22 protein-coding genes are annotated in these 21,019 nt (G+C 65.8%); 10 read left to right on the top strand and 12 right to left on the bottom strand.

Annotation, left to right across the window (positions count from 1 at the left end; genetic code table 11):
• Nucleotides 1-105: 105 nt before the first annotated feature.
• The 8 genes from EU800_RS17295 to EU800_RS17265 form a co-directional block, all read right to left on the bottom strand.
• Entirely contained in the window at nucleotides 106-1,449 is a 1,344-nt protein-coding gene (locus tag EU800_RS17295; protein ID WP_129634281.1) for a S41 family peptidase, read from the bottom strand.
• Between the two features lie 7 nt (nucleotides 1,450-1,456).
• The gene (locus EU800_RS17290) at nucleotides 1,457-2,593 is read right to left on the bottom strand and encodes a murein hydrolase activator EnvC (RefSeq protein ID WP_129634280.1); all 1,137 of its coding nucleotides are present in this window, start codon (nucleotides 2,591-2,593) and stop codon (nucleotides 1,457-1,459) included.
• Nucleotides 2,590-4,119: a 2,3-bisphosphoglycerate-independent phosphoglycerate mutase gene (gpmI, locus tag EU800_RS17285; RefSeq protein WP_129634279.1), complete on the bottom strand. Its 1,530-nt coding sequence runs from the start codon at nucleotides 4,117-4,119 to the stop codon at nucleotides 2,590-2,592. Before gpmI ends, EU800_RS17290 begins: the two co-directional genes overlap by 4 nt.
• A gap of 114 nt (nucleotides 4,120-4,233) precedes the next feature.
• Entirely contained in the window at nucleotides 4,234-5,004 is a 771-nt protein-coding gene (locus tag EU800_RS17280; RefSeq protein ID WP_129634278.1) for a YdcF family protein, read from the bottom strand.
• Nucleotides 5,005-5,064: 60 nt separating this feature from the next.
• The gene (gene rlmH / locus EU800_RS17275) at nucleotides 5,065-5,535 is read right to left on the bottom strand and encodes a 23S rRNA (pseudouridine(1915)-N(3))-methyltransferase RlmH (RefSeq protein WP_129634277.1); all 471 of its coding nucleotides are present in this window, start codon (nucleotides 5,533-5,535) and stop codon (nucleotides 5,065-5,067) included.
• On the bottom strand, nucleotides 5,535-5,915 hold the full coding sequence (gene rsfS, locus EU800_RS17270; protein WP_242500613.1) for a ribosome silencing factor: 381 nt from the start codon (nucleotides 5,913-5,915) through the stop codon (nucleotides 5,535-5,537). Before rsfS ends, rlmH begins: the two co-directional genes overlap by 1 nt.
• Nucleotides 5,916-6,123: 208 nt before the next feature.
• The gene (locus EU800_RS26940; RefSeq protein WP_165354713.1) at nucleotides 6,124-6,261 is read right to left on the bottom strand and encodes a hypothetical protein; all 138 of its coding nucleotides are present in this window, start codon (nucleotides 6,259-6,261) and stop codon (nucleotides 6,124-6,126) included.
• A gap of 117 nt (nucleotides 6,262-6,378) precedes the next feature.
• Nucleotides 6,379-7,701 carry a mechanosensitive ion channel family protein gene (locus EU800_RS17265; protein WP_129634275.1) on the bottom strand — a complete coding sequence of 441 codons (1,323 nt, stop codon included), beginning with the start codon at nucleotides 7,699-7,701 and terminating at the stop codon, nucleotides 6,379-6,381.
• Nucleotides 7,702-7,710: 9 nt separating this feature from the next.
• On the opposite strand from EU800_RS17265, the gene EU800_RS26935 reads away from it, so the two are divergent.
• The 4 genes from EU800_RS26935 to leuD all read left to right on the top strand — a co-directional run bounded on the left by EU800_RS26935 (nucleotide 7,711) and on the right by leuD (nucleotide 10,609).
• The gene (locus tag EU800_RS26935) at nucleotides 7,711-7,869 is read left to right on the top strand and encodes a hypothetical protein (protein ID WP_165354710.1); all 159 of its coding nucleotides are present in this window, start codon (nucleotides 7,711-7,713) and stop codon (nucleotides 7,867-7,869) included.
• Nucleotides 7,870-7,943: 74 nt separating this feature from the next.
• Nucleotides 7,944-9,347 (top strand): 3-isopropylmalate dehydratase large subunit, encoded by a 1,404-nt coding sequence (gene leuC / locus EU800_RS17260; protein WP_129634274.1) that lies wholly within the window; start codon nucleotides 7,944-7,946, stop codon nucleotides 9,345-9,347.
• A 44-nt stretch (nucleotides 9,348-9,391) separates the two neighbouring features.
• Nucleotides 9,392-9,916, top strand: a complete 525-nt coding sequence (locus EU800_RS17255) for an HdeD family acid-resistance protein (protein WP_165354712.1) — start codon at nucleotides 9,392-9,394, stop codon at nucleotides 9,914-9,916.
• Between the two features lie 87 nt (nucleotides 9,917-10,003).
• The gene (leuD, locus tag EU800_RS17250) at nucleotides 10,004-10,609 is read left to right on the top strand and encodes a 3-isopropylmalate dehydratase small subunit (protein ID WP_129634272.1); all 606 of its coding nucleotides are present in this window, start codon (nucleotides 10,004-10,006) and stop codon (nucleotides 10,607-10,609) included.
• Between the two features lie 55 nt (nucleotides 10,610-10,664).
• On the opposite strand, the gene EU800_RS17245 is transcribed toward leuD, so the two are convergent.
• Nucleotides 10,665-11,444, bottom strand: a complete 780-nt coding sequence (locus EU800_RS17245) for a transcriptional regulator NanR (protein WP_129634271.1) — start codon at nucleotides 11,442-11,444, stop codon at nucleotides 10,665-10,667.
• A 331-nt stretch (nucleotides 11,445-11,775) separates the two neighbouring features.
• Here EU800_RS17245 and EU800_RS17240 point away from each other — a divergent pair, with 331 nt between their 5' ends.
• The 6 genes from EU800_RS17240 to EU800_RS17215 all read left to right on the top strand — a co-directional run bounded on the left by EU800_RS17240 (nucleotide 11,776) and on the right by EU800_RS17215 (nucleotide 19,349).
• Nucleotides 11,776-13,428, top strand: coding sequence for an electron transfer flavoprotein-ubiquinone oxidoreductase (locus EU800_RS17240; protein ID WP_129634270.1), 1,653 nt, complete (start codon nucleotides 11,776-11,778; stop codon nucleotides 13,426-13,428).
• A 170-nt stretch (nucleotides 13,429-13,598) separates the two neighbouring features.
• A complete protein-coding gene (locus tag EU800_RS17235) occupies nucleotides 13,599-15,404 on the top strand; it encodes a tetratricopeptide repeat protein (RefSeq protein ID WP_129634269.1) in 1,806 nt (601 codons plus the stop codon).
• Entirely contained in the window at nucleotides 15,400-16,227 is an 828-nt protein-coding gene (locus tag EU800_RS17230) for a 4-(cytidine 5'-diphospho)-2-C-methyl-D-erythritol kinase (RefSeq protein WP_165354716.1), read from the top strand. Before EU800_RS17235 ends, EU800_RS17230 begins: the two co-directional genes overlap by 5 nt.
• 193 nt (nucleotides 16,228-16,420) lie before the next feature.
• Complete coding sequence (dgcN, locus tag EU800_RS17225; protein ID WP_129634267.1) at nucleotides 16,421-17,425, top strand: N-acetyltransferase DgcN; 1,005 nt, start codon at nucleotides 16,421-16,423, stop codon at nucleotides 17,423-17,425.
• 88 nt (nucleotides 17,426-17,513) lie between these two features.
• Nucleotides 17,514-18,479 carry an N-acetyl-D-Glu racemase DgcA gene (gene dgcA / locus EU800_RS17220; RefSeq protein ID WP_129634266.1) on the top strand — a complete coding sequence of 322 codons (966 nt, stop codon included), beginning with the start codon at nucleotides 17,514-17,516 and terminating at the stop codon, nucleotides 18,477-18,479.
• Nucleotides 18,480-18,488: 9 nt separating this feature from the next.
• Entirely contained in the window at nucleotides 18,489-19,349 is an 861-nt protein-coding gene (locus EU800_RS17215) for a D-amino-acid transaminase (RefSeq protein ID WP_129634265.1), read from the top strand.
• A gap of 7 nt (nucleotides 19,350-19,356) precedes the next feature.
• On the opposite strand, the gene EU800_RS17210 is transcribed toward EU800_RS17215, so the two are convergent.
• The 3 genes from EU800_RS17210 to EU800_RS17200 form a co-directional block, all read right to left on the bottom strand.
• Nucleotides 19,357-19,719, bottom strand: a complete 363-nt coding sequence (locus tag EU800_RS17210; RefSeq protein ID WP_129634264.1) for a hypothetical protein — start codon at nucleotides 19,717-19,719, stop codon at nucleotides 19,357-19,359.
• A gap of 187 nt (nucleotides 19,720-19,906) precedes the next feature.
• Entirely contained in the window at nucleotides 19,907-20,227 is a 321-nt protein-coding gene (locus EU800_RS17205; RefSeq protein WP_129634263.1) for a DUF1244 domain-containing protein, read from the bottom strand.
• A gap of 22 nt (nucleotides 20,228-20,249) precedes the next feature.
• Complete coding sequence (locus EU800_RS17200; RefSeq protein WP_129634262.1) at nucleotides 20,250-20,993, bottom strand: N-formylglutamate amidohydrolase; 744 nt, start codon at nucleotides 20,991-20,993, stop codon at nucleotides 20,250-20,252.
• Nucleotides 20,994-21,019 lie beyond the last annotated feature (26 nt).

Genomic DNA, 21,019 nt, shown 5'->3' with positions numbered 1-21,019 from the left:
TCTTATCCGGCGCCGGCACTCCGCTGGCAAGAGGCCGGACGCAGCCCCGCGAATGGAACGGGCGGCCCGCCGGGCCGCCCGTCTTTCGAAACAGTCGCGATCGACTTATTGTGCCGGGTCGAGTGCCGAGAGGCCCTTGAGGATGTCGATGGCATAGGCGAGCTGGTAATCCTCCTCGCGCAGCGCCGCGGCGTCTTCCGCCTTCTGCTGTTCCTCTTCGATCTGCCGCCGCTCGTCCTCGGTGAGGCTGTCATTGTCGAGCCGGCCACGCAGGTCCGCCTCGGAGCGCGAGAAGCGGTTGACCGGCGTGTCATCTTCTTCCTCGGTCGCCGCCGGGTCGCGGCGCGGTTGCTCGACGACAATGTCGGGCGAGATGCCGAGCGCCTGGATCGAACGGCCCGAGGGGGTGTAATAGCGCGCCGTGGTCAGCCGCATCGCGCCGTCGCCCTTGAGCGGCATCACCGTCTGCACCGACCCCTTGCCGAAGCTCTTGGTGCCGACGACGATGGCGCGGCGGTGATCCTGCAGCGCGCCGGTGACGATCTCGGAGGCCGAGGCGGAGCCGCCATTGATAAGCACCACGATCGGCTTGCCCACCGCGAGGTCGCCTTCGGAGGCGTTGTAGCGGTCGCTGTCCTGCGGGTCGCGGCCACGAGTCGAGACGATCTCGCCCTTGTCGAGGAAGGCGTCCGACACCTTGATTGCCTGAGTGAGGAGCCCGCCCGGGTTGTTGCGCAGGTCGAGCACGAAGCCGTTGACCTTCTCCATGCCGCCAAGTTCCTCGACCGCTTCCTTGAGGCCGTCCTCGAGGTTCGGGTAGGTCTGGTCGTTGAAGGTGGTCACGCGCAGCACGACAGTGTCGCCTTGAGTGCGGGTCCGTACCGCGGTGAGCTTGATGGTGTCGCGCACGATGGTGACGTCGAAGGGCTCGTCCACGCCTTCGCGCACCACGGTGATGACGATCTCCGAGCCGACCGGGCCGCGCATCAGGTCCACCGCGTCATCGAGGGTCAGGCCGAGCACGCTCTCGCCGTCCACGTGTGTGATGAAATCGCCCGCCTCGATTCCCGCCTCGTCGGCCGGCGTGTCGTCGATCGGCGAGACGACCTTCACGAAGCCCTCTTCCTGCGTCACCTCGATGCCGAGACCGCCGAACTCGCCGCGGGTCTGCACCCGCATGTCGTCAGCGTCGTCGGGCGAGAGATAGCTCGAATGCGGGTCGAGCGAGACCAGCATGCCGTTGATCGCGGCCTCGATCAGTTCCTTCTCGTCGACATCCTCGACATATTGTGCGCGGATCCGCTCGAAGATGTCGCCGAACAGGTCGAGTTGCTCGTAGACCGAGCTGTTGTTCTGCGCTTCCTGGGCGATCAGCGGGCCCGCTATCTGCGTGGTCAGCACGCCACCTGCCACGATGCCACCGATCGCGGCCATCACGAACTTCTTCATGCGGTTCTCAGTCTCCCTGTATCGGGGCGAACCACGCGGCCGGATCCACCGGCACCTCGCCCTGTCTCAGTTCCATATAAAGCGTTTCGCTCCGCTCGGCGCCACCACCAACTTGGGCTTCCGCGACAAACTCACCCGCAGGTGCGCCGCCCATCAGCCCGAGCGGTGCGCCGGCCTGCACGACGTCGCCCGGCGCACCATAGACGATCCCGAGACCGGCAAGCACCAGAAGAATGCCGTCCGCGGGCTCAAGGATCATCACGTTTCCGTAGTCGAGAAGCGGGCCGAGGTAGCGGATCGTTCCCTCGGCGGGCGCCGTGACAAGTGCACCGGGGCGGGTGGCGAGAAGCCATCCGGGGCGCGCGACGCCGGCCGCGTCCGGCTCGTTGAAACCGCGCAGAAGGATCGATTGTACGGGGGGTGTCAGCGCACCCTTGAGGGCCAGGAAGTCGTCCGCGCCGGCGCCGGCTGGTCCGAGCGAGGTCAGGCCGGCGGCGAAGCTTTCGAGCGAATCAGCGGTCTCAAGAAGCTGGCGCATTGCCTCGGGATCGGCGGTGAAGCGGCGCGGCAGGTCGGTGCGTTCGGCCATCGCCCGGGAAAGCGCAGTGCGCGCGTCCTGGACGCCCTGCATGCCTGACTGGAGCGACTCGGCCGCGCTCTCCTGCAACGCACGCAGGACCGCGAGCTGACGCAGCTCGTTGCGCAGTTCCTCCGCTCGGGCGTCGATTTCCGGCGCGATCTCGCTGGCCAGCATGCCGGAGCGGGCGGTGCCGAGCGGTCCGGCTGGATGCAGCAGCAGGAGCGGCGCCGGCGCGCGCCCCATGGCGGCAAGCGCGCCGATGAACTGCGCGACCTCGACTTCGCGCGCCTCGAGCACCGCGCTCAGGATGCGCTCCTCGCGCGCGGCCTGCCGCATGCCGGCGCGCAGGGCGGCGAGACCTTCCTCGTAGGCCTGAACGGTTTCGGTCAGCGCGCGCACCCGGTCGCGGGCGCCCTCGGCCGCCTCCAGCGAGGCAGAGGCGGCCTCGATCCTCGCGATGGCCTCCTCGGCGAGCTGGACGGGGCCCGTCTCGGCGGATGCCGCGGGGGCCGCCAGGAGCGTCGCGGCAAGCCAGACCGCCCGGGCGAGACCGCCGTGGATCATCCGTCGATCAGGCTCTTGCCGGTCATCTCCGCGGGCTGCTCGAGCCCCATCAGCTCGAGGATGGTCGGCGCCACGTCGGCCAGCCGGCCCGAATGCAGCGTCGCGCCTTCGGGGCCATTGAACAGGATCACCGGCACGAGATTGGTCGTATGCGCCGTGTGCGGTCCGCCATCCTCGGCGAACATCGTCTCGCAATTGCCGTGATCGGCGATCACGAGCATTGCGCCGCCCGCCTTCTCCAGCGCCGCGACGACCTGGCCCAGCCCCGAATCCACCGCGTGGCAGGCGGCCTTGGCCGCGTCCAAGATGCCGGTATGGCCGACCATGTCGGGGTTGGCATAGTTGGTCACGATCAGGTCGTAGCCCTTCTCGATCGCCTCGACGAATTTCTCCGTCACCTCGGGCGCCGACATCTCCGGTTGCAGATCGTAGGTCGCGACCTTGGGCGATTTCGGCATGAAACGGTCCTCGCCGGGATAGGGCGTCTCGACCCCACCATTGAGGAAAAAGGTGACATGCGGGTATTTCTCCGTCTCGGCGAGGCGGAACTGCGTCTTGCCCTGCCTGGAGACCCACTCGCCCAGCGTGTTGACGATGTCCTGCGCCGGGAAGATCACGTCCATGTATTCGTTGTGGCGGTCGGAATACTCGACCATGCCGCAGACTGCGCCCCAAGTCGGCCGGGCGGAGGCGTCGAATTCATCGAAGTCCGGGTCGGCGAGGGCGGCGAGGATCTCGCGCGCGCGGTCGGCGCGGAAGTTGAGGAAGAGCAGGCCGTCGCCGTCCTTCGGCTGGACATAGTCCTCGATCTTCGTGGCCTTGATGAATTCATCCGTTTCGCCGCGCGCGTAGGCGGCTTCGCAGGCGGCGGCGCCGCTTGGGGCGTCGTAGTCGCCCTTGCCGGAAACGAAGAGGTCAAAGCCCTGCTGCACGCGGTCCCAGCGGTTGTCCCGGTCCATGGCGAAATAGCGGCCAACGACGCCGCCGACTTTTGCCCCGTCCGGTAGCGCGGCCTCGAAATCCGACACCTGGCCCGCGCCGGACTTCGGCGGCACGTCACGGCCGTCCGTCAGCGCGATGATCTGCACCGGGACGCCGGCTGCGGCGATCACGCGGGCGGCCTCTACGATGTGGCGTTGGTGCGAATGCACGCCGCCGGGCGAGACAAGCCCGGAGAGATGCGCCGTGCCGCCGGTCTCCTTGAGCTTGGCGATGAAGCGCTGCAGCGCTTCCTTCTTCGGGAAGGAGCCATCCTCGATCGCGAGGTCGATCTGGCCGAGATCCATGGCGACGACGCGGCCCGCACCGATATTGGTGTGGCCGACCTCGGAATTGCCCATCTGCCCGGTCGGCAGGCCGACATCGTTGCCGAAGGTGACGAGCGTCGCATGCGGCCAGTTCGCCATAAGCCGGTCATACGTCGGCGTTTCGGCCAGCACCGGCGAGTTACCCTCGACTTCCGGCGGCTTGGTGCCGATGCCCCAGCCATCGAGGATGCACAGAACGACAGGTTTGGGAATGCTCATGGGGAGGTCTCCTTGGTTGCCGCTTTCCTAGTGCCGTTGGCGCTCGATTGGAACCGATAGAGCGCCGCAGGGGTGGAAATCCGCAAATTCATGCGGCGCATGGCTGCGACCGGCTCAGCGCCGGGTCACGCCGTAGACGACGAGGCCGAGATACTCCTTGAGCGCAATATCCAGGCCGAGGAGATTTTCCGGAAGGAACCAGCCGAGATGGACGCCGCCGGCGGCGCGGAAATCCACCGGCCAGGCAACGAGGCCCGGCCAGCCCGCGCGCTCGAAGCTGCGATAGGCGCGCGGCATGTGAAAGGCGGAGGTTACCAGCAGCCAGGTGTCGCCCTGCGTCGGCGTCACCAGGTCGAGGGTAAAGGCGGCGTTCTCGGCGGTGTTGCGCGAGGCATTTTCGAAAGTCAGGCGCTCGGGTGCGATGCCGGCGCCGCGAAAGATGAGTTCGGCCGTCTCAGCGGACTTGCCGGGGACCGTCCCGAGATCGCGCAACGCGCCGCTGCCACCCGAAAAGACGACGTGCGCCTCCGGAAACCGTCGGGCGAGGGAGATCGCTTCGATGAAGCGCTCGCCCCCCTCGTTCACTTGCGGCTGGCCGTGGCGTGGCCACCGCTCGCCGCCGCCAAGCACGAGGATACCGGTGACGTTCTCCACCGGAGGATTGGCCGGATAGCGGGATTCGAGAGAGGCCAGCAGCCCGTCCGCAACCGGGAGGGTGCCGATAGCGAGGATCAGGGCAAGGAGAAGCGACGTCAGGGCACGCGTCGCGCGGAGACGGCCGCGCCACGCCGCCAGGCAAGCAAGCGCCGCGCCGACCAGGAGCCAAGTCTGGGGTTGCAGAACGCCCCAGACCAGCTTCGATGCAATGAAGAAAAGCGTATCCATGAAAGAATTATCCGGCGTCGACGCGGCATCGGTTCGGGACGCGATCGTTGCCCGCCCGGCTCAGGCGCGGTGATAGGGGCTTCCCGAGAGGATGGAAACGGCGCGGTAGATCTGTTCGGAGAGCATCACCCGGGCGAGCATGTGCGGCCAGACCATCTTGCCGAAGGAAAGCGCCAGATCGGCGCGGGCGACAAGCGCGGGATCGAGCCCGTCCGCACCACCGATCAGGAAGGCGAGATCCTGGCAGCCGGCATCCCGCCAGCCCGCAATTCGGTCCGCGAAAGCCGGGGAGGTGAGGTTCCTGCCACGCTCGTCCAGCGCAACAATCGCCGCACCCTTGGGCAGGGCCCGTTCCAGCAACGCCGCCTCACCGGATTTCGAGCCGCCCTTGCGCTCGTCGATCTCGGTCACCGACACTTTCGAAATCCCGAGGGGACGCCCGGAGCGTTCCGCACGCTGGCAATAGTCCGAGATCAACTCCGCCTCGGGCCCCGACCTCAGACGGCCGACGGCCACGATATGGAGCCGCATCAGGCCTGGGAGCCGGTCCGCTTGGCGCTTCCCGCGGGAAGCCACATCTTTTCGAGCTGGTAGAAGTCGCGCACCTCGGGCCGGAACACGTGGACGATCACGTCGCCCGCGTCGATCAGCACCCAGTCGCCGGTTTCCTTGCCCTCGACCTTCGAATTCACGCCGGGATCGACCTTGAGCCGCTCCACGAGCTTCTCCGAGATCGCCGCCACCTGGCGCGATGAGCGGCCCGAGCAGACGACCATGCTGTCGGCCATCTCGGACTTGCCGCGCAGGTCGATCACGACCACGTCTTCGGCCTTGTCTTCAGCGAGAGACGAAAGGATGCGTTCTAGCAACGTCTGAACCGTCGCCGTTTCGAACTCGTGCGGCATCGTCATGGATGCCTCTTCTGCCGCCGTTGGCGTGGCGGCCTCCGCATGGTGAGACAGGACATTGCCCTCCTGGTAACGCGCCGACCGTGTCCCGGCGCTGGACATATCTCCAACATAGCACCGGGATTGTGACGTCTCAACGACGGCGAAGGAAACGCGCGAAATTGCGCGTATTTCGCCACTCCGGGCGACGAATTGCGACATGAACGCGGGATTAGCGGGCAGATCTGGTCTCCGCCACGTCGCCGGACCACGGCGACAGCAGGCCCGCGGCACCCGCTTCGAAGGCGATGACCGCCAGCAGCAGGGCCGAGATCAGACCGATGTGAACATCTCTGTAGACCCGACGCATCGGAGGCCTCTTTCTGTTTAGAATGAATCAAGATGAATGGTCATAAAGGGCGGATGTGAGCGCAATCAAGGCCCGCGACGCCCTGTCGCACCCGTGGATTCGGTCTGCAATCGCCGCTCAGTCGGCGGCGGGCGGTTGGTCGGACGGGAGGATCCGCAGGTCGCGGCGCGGGAACGGGATGTTGATCCCGGCTTCCTTGAAGGCGTCCCAGAGCGCGAGGAAAACGTCGCCGCGCACATTGGTCAGCCCCTTGGTCGGATCGACGATCCAGAAACGGAGGACATAGTCGACCGAGCTGTCGCCAAAACCGGTGATGTGACAGACCGGGCTCTTGGACGACAGAACCCGCGGCACCGACTTCGCCGCCGTGATTGCAGTGCGGCGCACGAGGTAGGGATCATCGGCGTAGTCGGTGCCGAAATGGATGTCGAGCCGGACGAACTGATCGGAATGGCTCCAGTTCACGACCTGGCTGGTGATCAGGTCCTCGTTCGGGATCAGGTATTCCTTGCCGTCGCGGGTGACCACCGAGACATAGCGGGCGCCGAGCGACTGGATCCAGCCGAAAGTCTCTCCGAGCGAGATCACGTCGCCGGGCTTGACCGACTCGTCCATCAGGATGATCGCGCCTGAGACGATGTTGGAGACGATCTTCTGCAGGCCGAAGCCGATGCCGACGCCGATGGCGCCGGAAAGAACGGTGAAGCCAGTGGGGTCGAACCCGACCACGCGCAGGCCGAGGAAGACCGCCGAAACATAGAGAAAGGCCTGCAGCAGCTTGGAAAGCAGCACGCCCATGGAGGGCGAGATGTCGTCGTTGCCCCGCAACCGACGGGCACCTGCATTGGAGAGGACGCGCGCGAGAAAGAGCAGCGTGCCGGTTGCCACCACCGCCTGCAGCACGTTCAGAAGCGAGAGGCGGAAATTCTGGATCTGGATGGAAATCGAGTCGAGCAGTTGCGTCGTGTCGTCCAGAAGCCCTGTGAAATAGAGCGTGGCATAGATCCAGGCGCTCCAGTTGACCACGCGCCGCAGAAACGGGTTGGAGATGAACCGTGTGGTCAGGCCGATCAGCAGCCAGGCCAGCGAGATCGTTCCGACGACGACGAGGAGATAGCTGCGCGAGGGAAACAGCCCCATCACGTCGCGCATCACGAAGACGGTGAACCAGCAGAGCGCCGTGAAGGCGATGAGCGCCACACGCCGTTGCAACATGAGGAGCGCGCGAAGCTGGGACTTGCTGCGGCCTTCGAGCCGGCGGATCGCCTCGTGCAACCGCGCCGACAGCAGGAAGCGCGCGAGTTGGGCGAGCCCGATTAGCGCGGCGATGATGCCAAGCTGTAGCGACCGCGACGGCAGCAAGAGCAGCCGGCCCGAGGTTTCGAGTTGTTGTCCGAACGCCTGAAGCTCGGCGAGAAAAGCCTGGATGTCCTGCTCCATGGGGCAGGATTGCAGGCAATTTCCGCTCCGGGCAAGTGCCTGCCGCTTGCGGCGTGGGACGGGCTGGGCTATCGGGCAACAATGGCAATGAAGTTCGACATGGATGATCACGCGCGCCTGCCCTGGCGCTTCCACGGACTGACCGCCCGCGTAACCGGCCGCGGGTAAAGTCTTTCCGGCGCCGCGCGATGCGGCGCCCGCCCCTGTCTACTTCACATACCCGAACCGGGAGAGACCCCCCAATGACCGCCAAGACTCTTTACGACAAGATCTGGGATGCCCACCTGGCCCATGAGGCCGAGGATGGAACCTGCCTGCTCTATATCGACCGCCACCTGGTCCACGAGGTGACCAGCCCGCAGGCCTTCGAGGGGCTGCGCATGGCCGGGCGCAAGGTTCGTGCGCCCGAAAAGACCATCGCCGTGCCGGATCACAACGTGCCGACCACGATCGACCGCGAAACCGGGATCACCAACGAGGAGAGCCGCATCCAGGTCGAGGCGCTTGACACCAACGCTCGCGACTTCGGCATCAACTACTACCCCGTCAGCGACATCCGCCAGGGCATCGTCCACATTGTCGGGCCCGAGCAGGGCTGGACGCTGCCGGGCATGACGGTGGTGTGCGGCGACAGCCACACCGCGACGCACGGCGCCTTCGGCGCGCTGGCGCATGGCATTGGCACCTCCGAGGTCGAGCATGTGCTGGCCACTCAGACGCTGATCCAGAAGAAATCGAAGAATATGAAGGTGGAGATCACCGGTAAGCTGCGTCCGGGCGTCACCGCCAAGGACATCACGCTGGCGGTAATCGGCAAGACCGGGACGGCCGGTGGCACCGGCCACGTCATCGAATATTGCGGCGAGGCGATCCGCGCGCTCTCCATGGAAGGACGGATGACGGTCTGCAACATGGCGATCGAGGGCGGTGCGCGCGCCGGGCTGATCGCCCCCGACGAGACCACTTTCGAATATGTCATGGGGCGGCCGCACGCGCCGAAAGGCGCGCAGTGGGAGGCGGCGCTCGCCTGGTGGAAGACGCTCTACACGGACGAGGGCGCGCATTTCGACAAGGTGGTGACGATCAAGGGCGAGGACATCGCGCCCGTTGTGACCTGGGGCACCTCGCCCGAGGACGTGCTGCCGATCACCGGCAAGGTGCCGGCGCCCGAGGATTTCACTGGCGGCAAGGTCGAGGCGGCGCGGCGTTCCCTGGACTACATGGGGCTGGAGCCCGGCACGCCGCTCTCCGAGATCCCGGTCGATGCGGTCTTTATCGGGTCCTGCACCAATGGCCGGATCGAGGACCTGCGCGCCGCCGCCGAGATTCTCAAGGGCCGGAAGATCGCCGAGGGCGTGCGGGGCATGGTCGTGCCCGGCTCCGGCCTGGTGCGGGCGCAGGCCGAGGAAGAGGGACTCGCCGAGATCTTCGAGGCGGCCGGCTTCGAATGGCGCCTCGCAGGATGCTCGATGTGCCTGGCGATGAACCCGGACCAGTTGGCGCCGCAAGAGCGCTGTGCCTCAACCTCGAATCGCAATTTTGAGGGGCGTCAGGGCTTTAAGGGGCGAACGCATCTGATGAGCCCGGCCATGGCCGCGGCTGCTGCCGTCACGGGAAAGCTGACAGATGTCCGTGAGTTGATGTAGGCTCGGCGATGATGACCGCGAGTAGGCTGTCGGGAGTGAGCGCCATGAGTGAGTGGGCCAGGTGGCTGATCGCGGGTTTAGTGTCGATCGCGCTTGGAACTCTCGCTCTGGGCAATGCCGCGGCGGTTTCGATCGGCATCGTCTGGGTGACCGGCGCCCTGCTGGTGCTGGCCGGAGCGGTGCAGACCTATGTCGGCTTTTCCGATTCCGGACGGTTCAACAAGTTCCTGTCGGTCATGCTTGGCTCACTGATGCTGGCGCTCGGCCTCTCCTTCATGCGCAACCCGGAAGAGGGAACGATGGCGATCACCGCCGCGATCGCTGGCGTGATCGCCGGGGCGGGCCTCTATCGCTTGGGGTCTGCCTACCGCAAGCGCGAAGCCGGCTATTTCTTCGTGACACTGGTCACGGGGGCGCTCGCGACGCTGTTGGCCGGCGTCATCCTCGCCAATTTCCTGCATGCAAGTTCGCGATTGTTGGGGATCCTTCTGGGCGTCGAGCTTCTGTTCAACGGTGTGGCGCTCTCGATCCTTGCACTCTTCCTGCGCGCGAATTCCGACGAACTCTGAATATCACCGCGGCCCCGCCGGGCCGCGTTCCCCGTTCCCAGCCGCCGGCAAGCCGCGCGCTCCCGGCAGAGCAAGAAGGAAGAGAAAATGGACAAGTTCACTACGCTGACGGGCATCGCCGCCCCCCTGCCGCTGATTAATGTCGACACCGACATGATCATCCCCAAGCAGTTCCTGAAAACGATCAAGCGCGAGGGCCTCGGCATCAATCTCTTCGACGAGATGCGTTATGACGCCGATGGCAACGAGAACGAGGATTTCGTTCTCAACAAGCCCGCCTATCGCGAGGCCAAGATCCTCGTGGCTGGCGACAACTTCGGCTGCGGCTCCTCTCGCGAGCATGCGCCCTGGGCGATCAAGGATTTCGGCATCCGCTGCGTGATCGCGCCGAGCTTCGCCGACATCTTCTACAATAACTGCTTCAAGAACGGCATCCTGCCGATCGCGCTTCCGCAGGAAGATGTCGACAAGCTGATGGACGATGCCGAACGCGGCGCCAACGCGATCATCACCGTGGATCTCGAAAGCCAGACGATCACCGGCCCGGATGGTGGCGAGATCTCCTTCGAGATCGACGCGTTCAAGAAGCATTGCCTGCTGAACGGACTCGACGATATCGGGCTGACGCTGGAGAAGGCGTCGGCGATCGACGCGTTCGAGGCGCAGGCGGCGCAATCACGCCCCTGGGTGTGACGCCGCCGGGCTGAATATGGGCCGGCCGCGTCGAGCCGGCCCAATGTTCCCGTCCTCAGCCGCCTTCGTGCCGGAACAGGTCGCTCGAGCGGTCCAGGTGCTTGCGCATGGCATCGACGCTGCCCTCGGTGTCGTGCGCGGCGATCAAGGCAACGATTTTCTCATGTTCCGCAAGAGTCGTATCCTCATTGCCGGACCAGTGCAGCAGCGCCGTGTAATACTGCAGCAGCCACCGCAGCATCGCCTGCGAGGCGGCCCCCATGATCGGGTTTCCGGTCATCTCCGCGATCCGGGCGTGAAAGCGCATGTCGGCCTCGATGAAGCTCCGCGGGTCATCCAGGCACGCGCGCTGCGCCTCCAGGATCGTCCGAAGATCGGAAATATCGGCATCGGTCGCGCGCTCGGCCGCCAGGCGCACCATGCCCATCTCGAACATTCGCCGCGCTTCCTTCAAGTGCTCGAGCTGGTCGGGCTCCGACAGCAGAAGGATCTGTGCCACCTCGTCCATCCGTTCGAGCACGCTTTCGGGGGACAACGCGTTCACCCGGCTTCGGCCACCGTGAGAGATGGTGACGAGCCCCATCGTCTCCATCGATTGGAGCGCTTCTCGCACCGCCGGCCGGCCGACGCCAAAGCGCTGCATCAGGTTGCGCTCGGACGGGATGGGGTCGCCCGGCGCCAGTTCGCCGGAGGTGATCATTGCCCGGAGCCGATCGAACACCTCATGTGCGAGCTTTCGGCGAACGATCTTGTCCTCGACCGCCGGGATCTTCTGTTCGCCGGGATGGGTCAATCTCGCATCGGTTTCGGTCGGCTTGCTGGCATCCCTGGCCATCCTGACTCCCTTTCCCATCCCAGTGATCCGTCGTCAGGCCGCCGGTATGGCGTCCGCCCGAGCCCGAATGGCTCCTGCATTGCCCGAGGGCGGGGTCCCCGAAGTGCCCGTGTGACCGACGAAACTGGTACGACCATACGACATGTGGAAACACTATTGGGATTTCTGTTGCGCGGCAACAGCGTTGGCGGCGCGGCGGGAGACCCTCGCCGGGACTTTCTGCGCTGCGTCATTGCGGCGCGGCGTTGCGATTGACGGCGCAGTTTTCTGTCGGCTAGGGAGGGCCGACGCTAATATTCGTACAGCCAAAAAGCCGGAATCGGGGAGAGACATGAGCGAGACAGACCGCGAAACGATGGACTACGATGTCGTGATCGTGGGGGCCGGACCCTCGGGCCTCTCGGCCGCGATCCGGCTCAAGCAGCTCGATCCGGACCTGAGCGTTGTGGTGCTGGAGAAGGGATCCGAGGTCGGCGCGCATATCGTTTCAGGCGCGGTGATGGACCCTGCAGGGCTCGACGCGTTGATGCCCGACTGGCGGGACAGGGGGGCGCCGATCACGACGAAGGTCAAGCGCGACGAGTTCTACATGCTGGGCGAAGGCGGCGGGATCCGGCTGCCGAACGCGATGATGCCGCCGCTGATGAACAACCATCACTGCTATATCGTTAGCCTCGGCAATGTCTGCCGCTGGATGGCCGAACAGGCCGAGGAGATGGGAGTCGAGATCTTCCCCGGCATGGCCTGTTCGGAACTGGTCTACGGCGAAGCGGGCGAGGTCCGGGGCGTGGTCGCGGGCGAATTCGGCAAGCAATCCGACGGAACGCCGGGGCCGGCCTATGAGCCCGGCATGATTCTCAACGGCAAATACGTTTTCATTTCCGAAGGCGTGCGCGGCTCGCTCGCCAAGGAGATCATCGCGAAATACACGCTCGACGCAGAGTGCGATGTGCCGAAATTCGGCCTCGGCATGAAAGAGATCTGGGAGATCGACCCCGAGAAGCACCGAGAGGGCACGGTCACCCACACCATGGGCTGGCCGCTCGGGAAGAACGCCGGCGGCGGGTCCTTCATCTACCACATGGAGGGAAACCAGGTCTGCGTGGGCTTCGTGGTCCACCTGAACTATGCCAACCCGTATCTCTTCCCCTACATGGAATTCCAGCGCTTCAAGCACCATCCGATGGTCGCCGACCTGCTGAAGGGCGGCAAACGCGTGGCCTACGGGGCGCGGGCAATCTCCGAAGGCGGGTTCCAGTCGCTTCCCAGGACGGCCTTTCCGGGTGGTGTCCTGCTCGGCTGCTCTGCGGGGCTGATCAACGTGCCGCGGATCAAGGGGATCCACAACGCGATGCATTCGGGCAAGGCGGCCGCCGAGGCGGCGCAGGACGCGATCGCGGCGGGTCGCGCGGGCGACGCGCTCGAGAGCTACGACGCCGCGTTGCGGACCGGGCCGGTGGGGCGCGACCTGAAGCCGGTGCGCAACGTAAAGCCGCTCTGGTCGAAATACGGCCTGATCGGCGGGCTGACCCTTGGTGGAATCGACATGTGGCTGGGCTCGATGACCGGCTGGAACCCGTTCGGCACCATGAAGCACGGCAAGACTGATGCGGAGGCCACCGGCGCGGCGGCTGCCTACAAGCCGATCGACTATCCGAAACCAGACGGCACACTCTCCTTCGACCGGCTGACCAATGTGAGCTTCGCGATGACGAACCACGAGGAAAGCCAGCCGTGCCACCTGAAGCTCGCCGATCCGGAGCTGCCGGTGACCGTGAACCTGCCGAAATATGCCGGGCCCTCAGCGCGCTACTGCCCGGCCGGGGTCTACGAGTTCCTCGAGGAGGAGGGGCAGGCGCCGCGCTTTGTCATCAATTTCCAGAACTGCGTTCACTGCAAGACCTGTGATATCAAGGACCCGGCCCAGAACATCACCTGGACCGTTCCGCAGGGCGGAGACGGGCCGAACTATCCCAATATGTGACGAAGCGGCCCGGACCACGTCCGGTCCCGCCCTGTCACTGGCCTCGGGTTCGCCCTGCCGCTTCGCGACGCTGAGGACGTTTTGGGGAGAGACCGGGATCCAGTCCCGATGCGTCCCGCCGGGCCTGGACGCAGGCCGGCCTCGGGATTGCCTTTCACGATGGCGTCAGAATGGCGGCAAAGGGCGCGGCGCTTGCCACGCCTTATTGTTTCGCCCGGCTGGCGGAGCTAGGTTCGGACAACAGAGATCCAACCATAGGTCGCGCCTTGCCCCTGATCCGCTCCCTGCCGCTTGCCCTCGCGCTTTCGCTGAGCCTTGCCCTGCCCGCCGCTGCGGAGGATCCAGGCCGTGGCTTCGCCGGCGCCTTCCTGGCTGCCCGCCACGCCAGCTTCCACAGCGACTACTCCGCCGCGGCGGAGTATTACACCCGGGCCCTGGCGCGCGACCGCAACAACCCGGTGCTGATGGAGAATGTCGTCATGGCGTTCATCGGCCTCGGCGAGATCGACAAGGCCGAACCGGTGGCGCGGCGCATGCAGAGCATCGGGTTGGAAAGCCAGATCGCGAACATGGTGCTGATGGGCGTCGAGTTGAAGGCCGAGAACTACGAGGGCGTTGTCTCCGGCCTCGACGGCCCGCAAAAGGTGGGTCCGCTGGTCGACGGGCTGGTGCGCGGCTGGGGGCTGCTCGGCATGGGGCAGTCCGAGGAGGCGATGGCAGCCTTCGACGAGGCTTCGGTCTCTACGGGGCTGTCGGCCTTTGGCCTCTATCACAAAGCGCTTGCGCTCGCGATGGTGGGCGATTTCGAGGCTGCCGACGCGGTCTTTTCGGGCGAGTCGGGCGATCAGTTGCGCCTCACCCGGCGCGGTGCGATCGCCCATGCCCAGGTTCTGAGCCAGCTCGGACGCAACGAGGCGGCGATCGAGCTCATCGAGCTCGGCTGGACCAACGATATCGACCCCGGCCTGGAAGAGCTGCTGTCACGGCTCAAGGCGGGCGAGACAATCCCCTTCAACATGGTGCGCAATGTTCAGGACGGTCTGGCCGAGGTCTTCTACACCGTCGCCGGCGCGCTCGAGGGCGAGGCGTCGGACGCCTATACGCTGACATATGCGAGGATGGCGGAATATCTGCGGCCCGACCATGTCGACGCCATCCTGGTCAGCGCCACCCTTCTGGAGCAACAGGAGCAATACGAACTGGCCACCGCGGCCTTCAATTCGGTGCCGCGCGACGATGCGGGGTTCCATGTGGCCGAGATGGGCCGGGCGGCGGCGCTGCGCGCCTCCGGCCGCAACGAGGCCGCCATCGAGGTGCTGGAACAGCTCGCCGAAACCCATGGCGACATCCCGATCGTCCAGATCACGCTCGGCGACAACCTGCGCGCCGAGGAACGCTACGAGGAGGCCGGGAAGGCCTATGACGCCGCCATCGCGCTCTTCGACGAGGAACAGCCGGGGCAGTGGATCGTCTACTACGCCCGGGGCATCTCCCGCGAACGCACCGATCGGTGGGCCGAGGCCGAAGCCGATTTCCGCAAGGCTCTCGAACTCAATCCGGGCCAGCCGCAGGTTCTGAACTATCTCGGCTATTCCCTTGTCGAGATGCAGGAGAATCTCGACGAGGCGCTGGAGATGATCGAGGAGGCGGTCGCGGCGTCCCCCGGATCGGGCTACATCATCGACTCGCTCGGATGGGCGCTCTACCGGCTCGGGCGTTACGACGAGGCCGTCGGGCACATGGAGCGGGCCACCGAGCTGATGGCCACGGACCCGATCGTCAACGACCACCTCGGCGATGTCTACTGGGCCGTCGGTCGCAAGATCGAGGCGCAGTTCCAGTGGCACCGGGCACTGTCCTTCGACCCCGAACCCGAAGAGGCCGAGCGCATCCGGCGCAAGCTGGAAGTCGGGCTTGACGTGGTCCTAGAGGAGGAAGGCGAAGCGCCGCTGGCCGTGGCCAATGGAGCGCATTGACGAAGCCGCTCCGGCCAAGGTCAACCTCGCGCTGCATGTCACCGGACGCCGGGCGGACGGCTATCATTTGCTTGATTCCCTTGTCGTCTTTGCGGATGTTGGCGATGTAGTCTCGGTCGCTGCCGCACCCGAGACAACGTTCGCGGTGACCGGGCTGAGAAGCGCAGCTGTGCCCGTCGACGGAAGCAACCTCGTCCTGAAGGCGGCGGCGCTGATGCCCGGCGCTCCGGCCGCAATCACGCTTGAAAAGATCCTACCGGCCTCCTCCGGGATCGGCGGCGGATCGGCTGACGCGGCGGCGACGCTGCGGGCGTTGGCCCGCCTGCATCACCGGCCGCTGCCGCCGCGGGATGCCTTGCTGGCGCTTGGCGCCGATGTCCCGGTCTGCGTCGGGGGGCAGGCCGCGCGTATGTCGGGCATCGGCGAGGATCTCGCGCCGGTGCCGGCCTTGCCGCCCCTGCCGGCGGTGCTGGTCAATCCCGGCGTCGCGCTCTCGACGCCCGAGGTCTTTCGCGGCCTCGACTGCCGCGAGAACCCGCCGATGGGCGCCGTGCCCGATGGCCTCACCGACGCGGTCGCGCTTGCCGCCTGGCTGATGGCGCAGCGCAACGATCTCGAACCGCCGGCACGCCGGCTGGCACCGGAAATCACTCAGGTGCTGACCCAGCTCGCTGCCCTTCCGGGTTGCCTCTTGGCGCGGATGTCCGGGTCGGGGGCGACCTGTTTCGGGTTGTTTGGCACCGATGCGGCGGCGCGCGCTGCGGCGGAGGCGCTTGCCGGCACCGATCCGGACTGGTGGGTTGTGCCGACGCGCCTCGCGTGAATCTCAAGGATGCATGTCCGAATCGGGGCGGATTTCGTGGGTTTTCAAACTGCATAATGTATAGGCAGTTGAATTCTGTGCGACTTTTCTCTGAACTTACGGGAAATCCTCTCGGATCCCTGGTTTTGGGTCAGTAAGTCTGACAAAATTTCCCAGGGCGTCGCGTGCAAGCTTGCGCGCCAAGGAGACGACGATGATCAAGACACCCTACCTGCTGTTTCTCGGTGACGCGCCGGACCAACTCGCCGCCAAGGTCGCCCGTGGAATCCGGGACTGGCGCCCCGAATTCGCAATCGGCCAGTTCCGTATGGAGGGCTGCAAGGCCGATCTCGGGCTGCCCGACATGACGCTCGAAGAGGCGCGCGAAGCCGGTGCCGAAACCATGGTGATTGGCGTGGCAAACCGCGGCGGCGTGATTTCGCCGGAATGGCGGCATGTGCTGGCCGAGGCCCTGCTCAAGGGGTTCGACCTTGCCTCCGGGTTGCACAACCTGCTGGCCGATGAACCGGAGCTCGTCGAGATCGCCCGCGCCGAAGGGCGGGAGTTGCACGACGTGCGGGTTCCGGAAGTCGACTATCCGATCGCCAATGGCCGCAAGAGGAGCGGCAAGCGCTGCCTTGCCGTCGGCACCGACTGCTCGGTGGGCAAGATGTACACCGCGCTGGCGATGGATGCCGTGATGCAGGAACGCGGGCTCAAGGCGAGCTTTCGCGCCACCGGCCAGACCGGAATCCTGATCACCGGCGACGGCGTGCCGCTCGACGCTGTGGTGGCAGACTTCATGGCTGGTGCGGTGGAGTGGCTGACGCCGGACAATGACCCCGACCACTGGGACCTGATCGAGGGGCAGGGGAGCCTGTTCCACGCCTCTTATTCGGGGGTGACACTGGCGCTGGTCCATGGCGGCCAACCTGACGCGCTGATCCTCTGCCACGAACCGACTCGGGAACACATGCGGGGCCTGCCGGACTACGCCCTGCCCTCGCTCGAGGAACTCAGGGACCTCTCGCTGTTGCTGGCGGCGCGGGTCAATCCGGAGGTGCAGGTGATAGGGATCTCGATCAACACGCAGCACATGTCCGAGGACGAGGCGGCGGCCTACCTTGCCGAGGTCGAGGCGGAGATGGGACTGCCGACGGTCGATCCGTTCCGCAACGGTGCGGACCGCCTGGTCGATGCGCTGATTGCACTTGGCTGACGGAGCCCGTCGCTGAGGGCGGAGGGTTTGAGGTTTCAGGCCTCCGGCGGGGAGATTAACGAGAAGAAGAAGGCAACGGGGCAGGGCAATGAAGATTGAAGTGACGCGGGACGTGTTCCGGCTTGCGCAGGTCTTTACGATTTCGCGAGGATCGCGGACCGAGGCAAAGGTGCTGACAGTGCGGGTCTCGGATGACGAGGTCGAAGGGTGGGGCGAATGCGTGCCCTACGCGCGCTATGGCGAGAGCCTGGAGAGCGTCACCGAGGAGATCGAGGGCCTGCCCAAAGATGTCGACCGTGCCGCGTTGCAGGACCTTCTGCCCGCGGGTGCGGCACGGAACGCGGTGGATTGCGCGCTTTGGGATCTCGAGGCGAAGCGGGCCGGAAAACGGGTCTGGGAACTGGCGGGGTTGCCGGCGCCGGGGCCGATGGTAACGGCCTTCACGCTGTCGCTCGATGAACCCGAGGCGATGCGGGCGGCGGCGGCGGAGCATGCGCACCGTCCGCTCCTCAAGATCAAGCTCGGCACGCCCGATGACATGGCCCGGCTCGAGGCGGTTCGGGCGGGTGCGCCGGGGCCGAAGATCATCGTCGATGCCAACGAGGGCTGGACGGCGGAGATCTATGCCGAACTCGCGCCGCATCTGGCGCGGCTCGGTGTGGCGATGGTCGAACAGCCGCTGCCTGCCGGCTCGGATGATGGGCTGATCGGGCTCGACCGTCCGGTGCCGCTCTGTGCAGATGAATCGGTGCATGACCGCGCTTCGCTCGCCGGGCTGGCCGGCAAATATGACCTGATCAACATCAAGCTCGACAAGACCGGCGGGCTGACCGAGGCACTCGCCCTGCGTGCCGAGGCAGAGGCCGCCGGTCTCGGCATCATGGTGGGTTGCATGGTGGGCTCTTCGCTGGCAATGGCGCCGGCGGTGCTGGTGGCGCAAGGTGCCGCCGTGGTGGATCTTGACGGGCCGCTGCTTCTGGCCGAAGACCGGGCGACGCCGCTTGTTTACGATGCCGCGGGGGTGCACCCGCCCGCCGCGGCGCTTTGGGGTTAGGAGAGAGCCATGAGCCGTATCGTCTATGTGAACGGGGAATATCTTCCCGAGGAGGAGGCGAAGGTCTCGGTCTTCGACCGCGGATTCCTCTTTGCCGACGGCGTCTATGAGGTGACTTCGGTCCTCGGTGGCAAGTTGCTCGATTTCGAGGGGCATGCTCGGCGGCTGCGGCGTTCGCTCGATGAGCTCGACATGCCCACTCCGGAAGCGATGGATGATCTGCTGGAGATTCACCGCGAACTGGTGGCCCGCAACTCGATCGTCGACGGGATGGTCTATCTCCAGATCACCCGGGGCGCGCCAGCCGATCGGGATTTTGCTTTCCCGGGCGCGGAAGTGCCGCCGACGCTGGTGCTCTTCACCCAGTCCAAGCCGGGGCTCGCCGAGAGCCCGGCCGCGGAGCGCGGCATCCGGGTGATCTCCATACCCGACATCCGCTGGGGCCGGCGCGACATCAAGACGGTGCAGCTTCTCTACCCGTCGATGGGCAAGATGATGGCGAAGGCGGCGGGGGCCGACGATGCCTGGATGATCGAGGACGGTGCCGTCACCGAAGGCACGTCCAACAACGCCTATATCGTCAAGGGCGGCAAGATCATCACCCGCAATCTCGGTACCGAGATCCTGCACGGGATTACCCGCGCCGCCGTCCTGCGTTTCGCGCGCGAAGCGCAGATGGAGGTCGAGGAACGGCCCTTCACGCTTGCTGAAGCGCAGGAAGCCGACGAGGCCTTCATCACCTCGGCCTCGACCTTCGTGATGCCGGTTGTGGCCATTGACGACGCCACGCTCGGGGACGGCACGCCGGGGCCGGTGGCGCGGCGGCTGCGCGAGATCTATCTGGACGAGAGCCGCAAGACGGCGATCTGATCGGCGCCTAGCTGGGGATCGGTTCGACGAAAAGGTCGATGCGCTGCTGTGGCGCGAGATCGGGCAGACGCAGCAGCAGCCTGTCGCGGAAGAGCAGCTCCTGGCCGGCGCCGTTGCGCGCCGGGCGTGTCGCGAAGTCGGCGTGGTCGATGTCCTCGAAGACCTCTTGCGGCAACTGCACCAGCAGTGCCTCTGCCCGCGGGTCAAACCCCTTCAACGTCACTGCCTCGCCGACATACGGGTCGAGCGGCAGGCCGCCGTCAGGAGAGCCTGCGGCCAGTTGCAACCCGTCGAGCCGCTCCCCCAGGAGAGACGCGGCAGCAAGCGCGATCGACAGCGCGACGATTGCGAGCGGCAGCAATTCAAACATGGTCTTCCCTTTGTCCCCGCCGGACAGGGTAGAGATTTCAAGTCGGATCCGTCAAATTTTCGTCAGGACAGCCGCGTTTGCGTCAACAATCCCGCCTGAATTGGCGGTGCCGTTTCCACTCCTGTCCAAATCGGCGCGACCCGTGCAGCCGGAAAATGACTGAAGCGGCGCGAATCGCGTGCCCGGCTCAGCCCTTGTCGGGCGTGCCGACATTCTCTCGGAACGCCCTTTCGAAAGCCGTTTGCTGTTCCGGTTCGGCCTCGGTCTGGTGCTGTGCCTTCCACGCGTCATAAGGCATGCCGTAGAAGGCCGCGCGTGCCTCTGACTTGTCCATGTCGATGCCGCGTTCGTTCGCTGCCTCCTGATACCAACGAGAGAGGCAGTTCCGGCAGAAGCCGGCGAGGTTCATCATGTCGATGTTCTGGACGTCCGGGCGGTCCTGCATCAGGTGCCTGCGCAGCCGACGGAAGGCGGCGGCCTCGATTTCTATCCGGGTCTGTTCGTCCATGTCATCTCTCCCTTCCCTCCGGTCACGCGCCGCAATCCTCCAGCGCCGCCGCGAGCAGCGGCGCGAGGCGGCGGCCCCAGCTCTGCTGCGCCTCGACCGATCCAAGCAGGTCCTGCCGGAGTTCGATCAGAACATGCGGTCGGTCGTGGCTCAAGGCGTGGCGGTCGATCGAATCGCCGGGCTGGTGGCCGGCATAGGGCTGGTTGTCGCCGACGCAGATATCGCCCTCGGCGCGAAGCCGCGCGATTGCTGCTAGCGAGAGCGCGTTCTGCGGCGCGGTGTGCAGGACCGCGACGTGCCAAGGCCGTGGCGGGCGTCCCCTGAGCTGCGGCGTGAAGCTGTGCACCGCGACGATCACCGGTCGGGCCCGCGACGCCGCGAGCCGGCCGAGCTCCGCGTGATAGGGCCGGTAGCACAGCTCCTTCCGGCGCTCGATCTCGGCCGGCCCGGCCTTCCGGTTGCCCGGGATGATCGTGCCGTCATAGAGCTTCATCAGAAGCGTCGGGTCGTCCTCGCCGCGGTTCGGGTCGATCACCAGCCGCGAGAAGTTCGAGGTGATGAGCGGCGCGTCGAGCGCATCGGCCAACGCGTGGGCGGTGCCCGCCGCGCCCGGATCATAGGCGATATGGCGCGACATCTCCGATTGCGGCAAGCCGAGCGTGCCGCCGTTCACCTGTGGTGGTACGGTGTTGGTGGCGTGATCGCAGGTAACGAGCCAGCGGCTCCCGCGGGTTTCGCCATGTGTGTGGAAGGCGTGATATGTCATTGGCAGGTTATGTTTCGTCGGCAATG

It is taken from the genome of Tropicimonas sp. IMCC6043, from assembly GCF_004146235.1.
Lineage (GTDB): Bacteria > Pseudomonadota > Alphaproteobacteria > Rhodobacterales > Rhodobacteraceae > Tropicimonas.
Note: the sequence above shows the minus strand (reverse complement) of the source record. Positions and strands in the feature narration are given on the sequence as shown.